The 1442-nt window shown below is 63.2% G+C and carries 2 pseudogenes; one reads left to right on the plus strand and one right to left on the minus strand.

Features of this window, described 5'->3' with window-relative positions:
- Positions 1 to 47: 47 nt before the first annotated feature.
- Positions 48 to 1055 (plus strand): annotated as a pseudogene (locus EGI20_RS16155) (oxidoreductase); the annotation flags it as partial.
- A 162-nt stretch (positions 1056 to 1217) separates the two neighbouring features.
- Here EGI20_RS16155 and EGI20_RS16160 read toward each other — a convergent pair.
- Positions 1218 to 1433, minus strand: a pseudogene (locus tag EGI20_RS16160) (adenosylmethionine--8-amino-7-oxononanoate transaminase); the annotation flags it as partial.
- Between the last annotated feature and the right edge of the window lie 9 nt (positions 1434 to 1442).

Genomic DNA, 1442 nt, shown 5'->3' on the forward strand with positions numbered 1-1442 from the left:
AGGACGACATCCTGCGCACCATCGCCGATTTTGCCGAGTGCGCGCGCCTGGCGCGTGTCGCCGGTTACGACGGCGTCGAGGTGATGGGCTCGGAAGGCTATCTGATCAACCAGTTCATCGCGCGCAATACCAACAAGCGTACTGATGGCTGGGGCGGTAGCTACGAGAACCGCATCCGTTTCCCGATTGAAATCGTCAAGGCAGTACGCGCGGCGGTCGGCCCCGACTTCATCATCATCTACCGCCTGTCGATGCTGGATCTGGTGAACGACGGCAGCACCCCGGACGAAGTCGAGCAGCTGGCACTGGCGGTGGAAGCTGCCGGTGCCACCATCATCAATACCGGCATCGGCTGGCACGAGGCGCGGGTGCCGACCATCGCCACCATGGTGCCGCGCGCCGGTTTTGCCTGGGTGACCGAGCGCCTGATGGGCAAGGTGAAGATTCCGCTGATCGCGACCAACCGCATCAACACGCCGGACGTGGCGGAAGCGGTGCTCGCCAGCGGCCAGGCCGATATGGTGTCGATGGCGCGTCCTTTCCTCGCCGATCCGGAGTTCGTCAACAAGGCCGCCGAAGGCCGTGCCGACGAGATAAACACCTGCATCGGCTGCAACCAGGCCTGTCTTGACCATATTTTCCAGGGCAAGCTGACTTCCTGCCTGGTCAACCCGCGCGCCTGCCGCGAGACCGAGCTGGTCTATAGCAAGGCTGCACAGCCGAAGAAACTGGCGGTAGTCGGTGCGGGACCTGCCGGCCTTGCCTTCGCCACCGTCGCCGCCGGGCGCGGCCACGACGTGACCCTATTCGATGCGGCTGACGAGATCGGCGGCCAGTTCAATGTGGCGAAAACCATCCCGGGCAAGGAAGAGTTTTACGAGACGCTGCGTTACTTCGCGAAACAGATCGGGCTGACCGGCGTCAAGCTGGCGCTGGGCAAGCGGGTTGCCGCCGACGATCTGGCCGGCTTTGACGAAGTGGTGCTGGCCACCGGTATCGCGCCGCGCCTGCCCGCTATCCCCGGCATCGATCACCCCAAGGTACTGTCGTATCTTGATGTGCTCAAGCATGGCAAGCCGGTCGGGCGCAAGGTGGCGATCATCGGCGCCGGCGTCTTGTTCCAGCAGTTCCAGCGTCGCCAGTGTCGCATCGCGCAGCAGCGTCATGTCTTCTTCGGTCACCACATAAGGCGGCATAAAGTACACGGTCTTGCCTATCGGGCGCAGCAAACAGCCCAGCTTGAGCATGGCGGCAAAAAAGGCCTGGGCAAAATCGGCACGCGCGCTATCCACCTCGAAAGCCCAGATCATGCCGCAGCGGCGCCAATGGCGTACACGCGGGTGTTGCTGCAAGGGCACAAGCAGCGCATCAAAGCGCAGCGCCTGCTCGCGATTGCGTGCCAGCACATCATCCTGTTCGAAAATATCCAGCACCGCCAGCGC

The sequence above is a fragment of the Aquitalea sp. S1-19 genome (assembly GCF_024343515.1).